At 65.1% G+C, this 8,126-nt stretch carries 5 protein-coding genes; 1 reads left to right on the top strand and 4 read right to left on the bottom strand.

The window, feature by feature from the left end; all coding sequences use genetic code 11:
* Positions 1-169 precede the first annotated feature (169 nt).
* On the top strand, positions 170-3,307 hold the full coding sequence (locus tag VK682_RS13050) for a valine--tRNA ligase (protein ID WP_324782043.1): 3,138 nt from the start codon (positions 170-172) through the stop codon (positions 3,305-3,307).
* 38 nt (positions 3,308-3,345) lie between these two features.
* Here VK682_RS13050 and VK682_RS13045 read toward each other — a convergent pair whose 3' ends face one another.
* The 4 genes from VK682_RS13045 to folE2 all read right to left on the bottom strand — a co-directional run bounded on the left by VK682_RS13045 (position 3,346) and on the right by folE2 (position 7,960).
* A complete protein-coding gene (locus VK682_RS13045; protein ID WP_230797120.1) occupies positions 3,346-4,527 on the bottom strand; it encodes a porin family protein in 1,182 nt (393 codons plus the stop codon).
* Between the two features lie 59 nt (positions 4,528-4,586).
* Positions 4,587-5,216, bottom strand: coding sequence for a hypothetical protein (locus VK682_RS13040; protein WP_230797121.1), 630 nt, complete (start codon positions 5,214-5,216; stop codon positions 4,587-4,589).
* Positions 5,217-5,306: 90 nt separating this feature from the next.
* The gene (locus tag VK682_RS13035) at positions 5,307-6,755 is read right to left on the bottom strand and encodes a TrkH family potassium uptake protein (protein ID WP_230797122.1); all 1,449 of its coding nucleotides are present in this window, start codon (positions 6,753-6,755) and stop codon (positions 5,307-5,309) included.
* A 107-nt stretch (positions 6,756-6,862) separates the two neighbouring features.
* Positions 6,863-7,960, bottom strand: a complete 1,098-nt coding sequence (folE2, locus tag VK682_RS13030; RefSeq protein WP_230797123.1) for a GTP cyclohydrolase FolE2 — start codon at positions 7,958-7,960, stop codon at positions 6,863-6,865.
* Between the last annotated feature and the right edge of the window lie 166 nt (positions 7,961-8,126).

Here is an 8,126-nt window from a genome sequence, read left to right as displayed (position 1 = left end):
GGCGGGGGGCGCTGCCCCCCTGCCGGGCCTGCGGCCCGCCCCCCGGGATATTTCCGCCAAGAAGAACACAGCCGCGTCGCGGGGTTTTGCGCCCGCGGCGCTTTTCCTTTGCCGGGGCATTCGCTAGAGGAACAGGGACCGCAACAGGACAGGCATGGGGAACGCTGCCATGGCGATGGAAAAGACCTTCAACGCGGCCGAGGCCGAGGCGCGGATCGCGGCGGAATGGGAGGCGCAGGGCGCCTTCGCGGCGGGGGCCAATGCCTCGCGCGCCGAAAGCTTCTGCGTGATGATCCCGCCGCCCAACGTGACGGGCTCGCTGCATATGGGCCATGCCTTCAACAACACGCTGCAGGACATCCTTGTGCGCTGGCACCGGATGCGCGGCTTTGACACGCTGTGGCAGCCCGGGCAGGACCATGCCGGCATCGCCACGCAGATGGTGGTGGAGCGGGAACTGGCCCGCGCCGGGGAGCCGACCCGGCAGGAGATGGGCCGCGAGGCGTTTCTGGCCAAGGTCTGGGAGTGGAAGGCGCAGTCGGGCGGCACCATCATCGACCAGCTGAAGCGGCTTGGCGCCTCTTGCGACTGGTCGCGCAATGCCTTCACCATGTCAGGCGCCGAGGGCGCGCCCGAGGGCGAAGAGGGCAATTTCCACGATGCGGTGATCAAGGTCTTTGTCGACATGTATGACAAGGGGCTGATCTATCGCGGCAAGCGGCTGGTGAACTGGGATCCGCATTTCGAGACGGCGATCTCCGATCTGGAGGTCGAGAATGCCGAAGTGCCGGGCCATATGTGGCATTTCAAATACCCGCTGGCGGGCGGCGAGACCTATACCTACGTCGAGAAGGACGAGGAAGGCCGCGTCATCCTGTCCGAGGAGCGCGATTACATCTCCATCGCCACCACCCGCCCCGAAACCATGCTGGGCGATGGCGCGGTGGCGGTGCATCCGTCTGACCCGCGCTATGCGCCCATCGTCGGCAAGCTCTGCGAGATCCCGGTGGGGCCCAAGGAGCACCGCCGCCTGATCCCGATCATCACCGACGAGCATCCCGATCCGGCCTTCGGCTCGGGCGCGGTGAAGATCACCGGCGCGCATGATTTCAACGATTATGGCGTGGCGAAACGCGCAGGCATCCCCTGCTACCGGCTGATGGACACCCGGGCGCGGATGCGCAGCGACGGCGTGCCCCATGCCGAGGCCGCCGCCGTGGCGCAGGAGGCCGCACAGGGCACCCGCGTGCTGGGCGAGCTGGAAACCGACGCGCTGAACCTTGTGCCCGACCATCTGCGCGGGCTTGACCGCATGGCCGCGCGCGAGGCGGTGGTGGCCGAGATCACCGCCGAAGGGCTGGCGGTGATGACCCGCGCCGACGATCCGCGCCTTGGGCGCGACGCGCTGAAGCCGGGGGCCGAGGGCGCCGAGGCCGAGGTGCCGCTGGTCGAGGCCAAGCCGATCATGCAGCCCTTTGGCGACCGGTCCAAGGTCGTCATCGAGCCGATGCTGACCGACCAGTGGTTCGTGGACACCGCGCGCATCGTCGGGCCCGCGCTGGACGCGGTGCGCGAGGGCCGGGTGCGGATCCTGCCCGAAAGCGGCGAAAAGACCTATTACCACTGGCTGGAGAATATCGAGCCGTGGTGCATCAGCCGCCAGCTGTGGTGGGGCCATCAGATCCCGGTGTGGTACGGGCTCAACCTTGATGCCGGGCAGTTCACCGATGACGAGGGTGATGCGGCGCTGGACGAGGTGGAGCTGCTGCGGCTGCTGACCGAAGGCTTTGTGCTGCGCGGCGCGCGGCATCACTGCGCGGCGGATTTCGACGGCGTGCGCGGCCAGTTCGGCGATGTGCTGGCGGGCCTGCCCGCGCCGCTGCACGCGATGCGGGTTGTCGAGGTGGCAAGCCGCGCCGAGGCCGAAGAGGCGCTGGCGGCGAGCCTTGCCGAGTATAACCTTTCTCAGGATCCGACACGGCTGGTCTATCCGGTCTGGCGCGATCCCGACGTGCTTGACACGTGGTTCAGCTCCGGCCTCTGGCCGATCGGCACGCTGGGCTGGCCCGACCAGACGGCGGAGCTGCAGAAATACTTCCCCACCTCGGTGCTGGTCACCGGGCAGGACATCCTGTTCTTCTGGGTGGCGCGGATGATGATGATGCAGCTGGCCGTGGTGGGCGAGGTGCCGTTCCGCGACGTCTATCTGCATGGGCTCGTGCGCGACGCCAAGGGCAAGAAGATGTCCAAATCTCTGGGCAATGTCGTCGATCCGCTGGAGATCATCGACGAATACGGCGCCGACGCGCTGCGGTTCACCAATGCCGCCATGGCCTCCATGGGCGGGGTGCTGAAGCTCGACATGCAGCGCATCGCGGGCTACCGCAATTTTGGCACCAAGCTGTGGAATGCCTGCCGCTTTGCCGAAATGAACGGCGCGGTGGGTCTGGGCGGCGCGCGGCCCGTGCCGCAGGCCACGGTCAACCGCTGGATCATCGGGGAGACCGCGCAGGTGCGCGAGGCGGTGGATGCGGCGCTGGCCGACTACCGGTTCAACGACGCGGCGAGCGCGCTTTACGCCTTTGTCTGGGGCAAGGTCTGCGACTGGTATGTGGAATTCGCCAAGCCCCTGCTCGGCTCTGACGAGCCGGGCGTGGCGGAGGAAACCCGCGCCACCATGTCCTGGGTCATCGACCAGTGTCTGCTGCTGCTGCACCCGTTCATGCCCTTCATCACCGAGGATCTGTGGGGCTCGCTGGGCAGCCGCGCCAAGATGCTGGTGCATGGCGACTGGCCGGAGTACTCCGCCGCCGATCTGGTCGACCCCGAGGCCGAGGCCGAACTGCGCTGGGTCATCGCGGTGATCGAGGGCGTGCGGTCGGCCCGCGCGCAGATGCATGTGCCCGCCGGGCTGCATGTGCCGATGCTGGCCACGCAGATCGACGCAGGCGGTCGCACCGCATGGGCCCGCAACGAGGCGCTGATCCTGCGGCTGGCGCGCATCGAAGGCCTGAGCGAGGTGGAAAGCTTCCCCAAGGGCACCGTGACGGTGCCGGTGGGCGGCGCCACCTTTGGCCTGCCGCTGGCCGGGATCATCGACGTGGCCGGTGAAAAGGCGCGGCTGGAAAAGGCGCTGCAGAAGCTGGCCAAGGAACTGGGCGGCCTGCGCGGACGGCTCAACAACCCGGCCTTCGCCGACAGCGCCCCCGAAGAGGTGGTGGCCGAGACCCGCGACAACCTTGCCGCCCGCGAAGACGAAGAGGCCAAGCTGCGCGAGGCGCTGGCCCGTCTCGCCGAAATCGGCTGAAGCTCTGGTCCCCTGCCCGGTTTCGGGCGGGGGACCCCTTAGAACGTGTGATCGAAGCTTACCGCGCAGTCGGTGGAGCGGAATTCATACAGCGCCACGTTGGAATGGTTCTGCGTGATCTCGCAGGACAGTTCCGGCACCAGATCGCCGATCCGCAGATGCGGCGACCGGACCGACAGGCCAATGCTGCGGGACCGGTCGGCGCGCGGCTCTGCCAGTGCCGGAAAATCGCCCGCATACTGGCGCTGCTGCAGCCCGGCATTCACCCCCACCACCCCGAAGGATCCCAGCGCGCGGCGCAGTTCTGCGCGCAGCACCGTCTCGCGGTAGCGCAGGCGCCGCAGCTGCGGCAGCGACTGGCTCAGCCCGAAGCTGAGGCTGTAGCCGGTTCGGGCGTCAATCTCACCCTGATAGGCCACGAGGCCGCTGCGGAACGGGCCGTCCAGCTGATCCAGCCGGTCATACTCGCGCTGTTCCAGAGTCAGCGCCCCTGACAGCGTGCTGGCCGGGCTCAGGTCATGGTCATGGATCAGCCGCAGCCCGAAGCGCGTTGAGTCCGGGCCATCCTCTGCCGAGATGTCATAGGCGATCCGCCGCAGATAGGGGATGATCCGGGTCTCGTGGCCCAGCCCGCGCTGGCTCCATGTCAGGCTCAGCGTGCCGTCGAGATGGTTCAGCCGGTCGGCGGGATAGTGATGGCGGCTGATCTCCAGCCCGTAGCTGAGCACGGCGCCCGAGTACAGCAGGCGGTCATAGCTGGCCCGCCCGCCCAGCCGGAAGCCCACGCCGCTTTCCTCGACCCCGCCATCGATGATCAGGAACTGCCCGAACGGCGTGTCGAAGATCTGGTTGGAGGAGGTCTTGTTGATATTGGTCGAGGGCAGAATCGCCAGATCGACGCCAAAGCGCCACGGTCGCGCCCGCAGCACGGTGCCATAGGCGGCCTTGAGCTCGTCCAGCTCCTCGGCGCTCTGGCTGCTGCGCATCAGGATCAGAAGCTGGCGCTTGGCCGGATCATGATCGCCGGACTGATAGGAGGCCTGCGCATAGCGAAAGCGCGCCCGCCGGTTGTCGGGTTCCCGCATCAGAATCTGTGCGGCCTGAGCCCGGATCTGCGCGAGACGCGGGTCAGGAACCGGATCGGCGCGAAGACCGGACGGCAGCAGGCTCGCCAGCAGAAGGGCGGCCAGCAGCAGAGGGGATAGCAGGAGGTTGGGCATTTATGCGATCAGGACGGCCCGTGCGCGCAGCGACGGACCGCCGGTCTTTGGCAATGGGATCACTCGGACAGGATCAGCACACCCGCGATTTCGGACGTGACCCTGCCGCTGTCAGAGGACAGAACAGCGGTACCGTCCTGCACGCCGATGGCGACCAGCTGGTTATTCAGTTGCCCAAATCTGCCGACCCCGTCCATGTGAATATCGGCGACGACCGGGCCCAGTTCCGCATCGGTGCCGGTCAGCTTGCCTTGGGTGTCATAGCTGAACGTGGTGTCAGTAATCCGGCCCGCGATGTCCAGCGTGCCGCCAAGATCCTGAATCTCTCTGCCGGTGCAGGCGCTCCACCGGGACGAATCACAGGCGGCACTGCTTTCATATTCAGTGAAATTGGTGGCGCGGCCTGCAATCCTGCCCGTGGCGAAATTGGCCGTGGCAGTTGCATCGCCGACAAATGTCGATTCCGCCCGGTCCATCCCGGCGAGCATTTGACCGCTCATTGTCGCGCGGTTCGGAAGCTGGTCGACGGACACACTGCGGATATTTTCGGCATCGGGGCCGGCTGCGTCGATAAAATCGATCGCGTCGTCGAAATTCGACTGGGTACGGCCCGAAGACCCCGAAGAGCCCGAGCAGGCCGCAAGAAGACCGGTCGCCAGCAGTGCCGCCGCGAGAGAGAAGGTTTTCATCATTTTATCCAGATTGGTCGTGTCGCAGGGGGAAATGTTCAGACTTATGATGTTGCACAAAGAATTGGGCCTGTCTTGCTAAAATGACGCTTAAGCGCGCCAGAAACTGACAGTGAACAGAACGTATACAGCCATGATCTCCAGCCGACCGACCAGCATGACAAAGGCGAGGATCCATTTGGCCGCGTCATTCAGCCCGGCGAAATTGCCTGCGGGCCCGATCTGGTCGCCAAGCCCCGGTCCCACATTGGCCAGCGCCGTGGCCGCGCCCGACACCGAGGTGATGAAATCCAGCCCTGTCAGCCCCAGCGCCACCGACGCAACCCCCAGCGTCACCACAAAAAACACGAAATAGGCCAGAACCGAGGCCAGCACATCCTCGGCCACGGGGCGGCCTTCGAACCGCGGGGTAAAGACGCCATGCGGCGCGCGGATGCGTTTCAGCTGCACCCGGATCGAGGCAAACAGAAGCTGATATCGGAAGATCTTGACCGAACAGGCGGTGGATCCGGCACATCCCCCGATCAGCCCGATAAAGAAGAACATCGTGACCAGAAACGACCCCCAGCCCATGTAATCCACGCTGGCATAGCCGGTGCCGGAAATGATCGAGGTGATGTTGAACAGCGCCTCGCGCACGGCCTGTTCGGGATGTTGCGGAAAGACGGAAATCAGCGTGACCCATGCCACCAGCACCAGTGCCAGAATGGTGCCCAGAAAGGCCCGGACCTGACTGTCCCGCCAAATCGCGCGGTGATTGCCGCCCATCATCTGGACGTAACGGACAAAGGGCAGCGCCGCCATCACCATAAAAACCGAAGCGACATATTCGGCAGGCCCGGTAAAGGGCGCAAAAGAGGCATCGTAATTGGCAAAGCCACCGGTGGAAATCGTGGTCAGCGCATGGACCGTCGCGTCAAAGGCGTTCATGCCGCAAAGCAGATAGGCCACCGTGCAGGCCAGCGTCAGCCCCACATAGATCGTCGAGATCGAGGAGGCGATCTGCGTGGCGCGGGGCAGGATCTTTCCCATCGTCTCGAACGCTTCGGAGCGGAATATCTGCATCCCCCCCACCCGCAATTCGGGAAGAAAGACCATGGCCACGACAATGATCCCGACCCCGCCCAGCCATTGCAGCAGCCCGCGCCACAGCAACAGCCCCTTCGGCAGCGAGTCGAGCCCGACAAACACCGTGGATCCGGTGGTGGTCATGCCCGAGATCGCCTCGAAAAACGCATCGACGAAACGCGCCTCGGTCGCCCCCAGCATGAAGGGAATGCCCCCGAAGGCGGGCAGCACCACCCAGGCGCCGGTGGTCAGCAGAAAGGTCTGCTGCAGGGTCAGACCGTCCTTCACGCCATTGGCGCAGGCCAGCGACACCAGCCCGCCGGCCAGCGTGGTCACAAGGGCGGATTGCAGGAAGACATGCCACTGGCCGCGCCCCTCCACGATGTCCACCAGCATGGGCAGGATCATGCAGGCGCCAAGCGCCAGCAGCAGAAGGCCAAGGACATAGGCGACGGGGCGGATGTCGAACATGCGCGAGGCTTGGCTTGGCGCCGACGTGCTGTCAAGCGCCGCCGTGGGCTGCCCCGAAAGCGCCCCCCCACCCTGCGGCGAGGGGGCCACGCGCGCCCGGCGGCGGGTCAGCCGCGGTGGATCAGCGAGGGCAGCAGCATCGGATCGAGGCTGGTTGCCGCAAAGGTCGGGCCTTCGGTCAGCACCGCCACCGCATCATGCGAATGCAGGCTTTCCTGATGGCTGGCCAGCACGCGGAAATCGCCGATGCGCGGGTCGTTCAGCAGCGCCTCCGCGTAAAGCCGGGCCGCGTCCTCGACAAAGATCGGGTTGGCGGCGTTCAGCTCTGCAAAGGCCTGTTCGTCTTCGCGCTTGACCATGACCTGCGTTTCCGTGGGCACGGCAGAGCGGCAGATCTCCACCAGGTCCTCGAACCACAGGATGTCCTGACCGGGGCGCAGTTCCACCGACAGCCGCGCCACGGACCGCTGCGAATGCGGGGTGGCCAGCTGGTTGCGGGTGCGGCGGGCATGTTCGGACAGTTCCAGCGAGCAGGGGCAGGTGGAGCTGTAGACATAGTCCAGATGCACGATGCGGCGGCGCACGCCGTTCAGTTCCACCAGTTCCAGCGCGATGTCGTAATACTGATAGCCCTTCAGCCCCGAGCGCAGGCTGGGCACCTGCATCGGAAAGGAAAAGCGCATCTGGATCCGGGCATCAAAGCTTTCAAGGTCGGATTTGTAATCGTCCAGCGCCGCTTCGATCACCTCGAAGCTGAAAGTCTTTTCGGAATGCTGGTAAAAGCTGCGCATGATGCGGGACATGTTGATGCCCTTCTTGTCGGCATCAAGGCTGACGGTGCCGGTGACCGACGTCTCCAGCATCAGCTCTCCTTCGCCCCGCATCCGGTAACGGATGGGCAGGCGGAAGTTCGAGATCCCGACATGCTGGATCATGCGGTTGGCGCCCCGGATCAGCGAGGACGGACCGTTCTGCAGATCCGGCAGCGTGTCGCGATAGGCTTCATCCACCCCGAAATCGCGCGGGTAATCGCGCGACAGATCGGGATAGGGCAGCGCGCCGGGCACGAGCCCCAGCAGCGCGGGGTCAAGCGCCTCGATTTCGGCGTCTTGGGCTTTTCCGGTCCATTGGCGCAACAGAGCCAGTGCGGTTTCCGCTTCCTCTAGACTAGGCTTGCGGTCAATTTCAGGCGTGTGCACGTTCATTTTCCCGGCCCTCCCAGGCGTGGTTCCCGTCAAACAACATAGGATTTCCGCACAGGATTCCTACAGTTCCACAACTTCTTACGCATAGGGGAGGCATACGGATCAGTTGTGGCGTTTCTTTGCTTGCCCCTTTGTGAAAAGCGATGTTCCGCTTGTTTACTCAAAG

The organism is Salipiger marinus (assembly GCF_035481585.1).
Classification (GTDB): domain Bacteria; phylum Pseudomonadota; class Alphaproteobacteria; order Rhodobacterales; family Rhodobacteraceae; genus Salipiger; species Salipiger marinus.
Note: the sequence above shows the minus strand (reverse complement) of the source record. Positions and strands in the feature narration are given on the sequence as shown.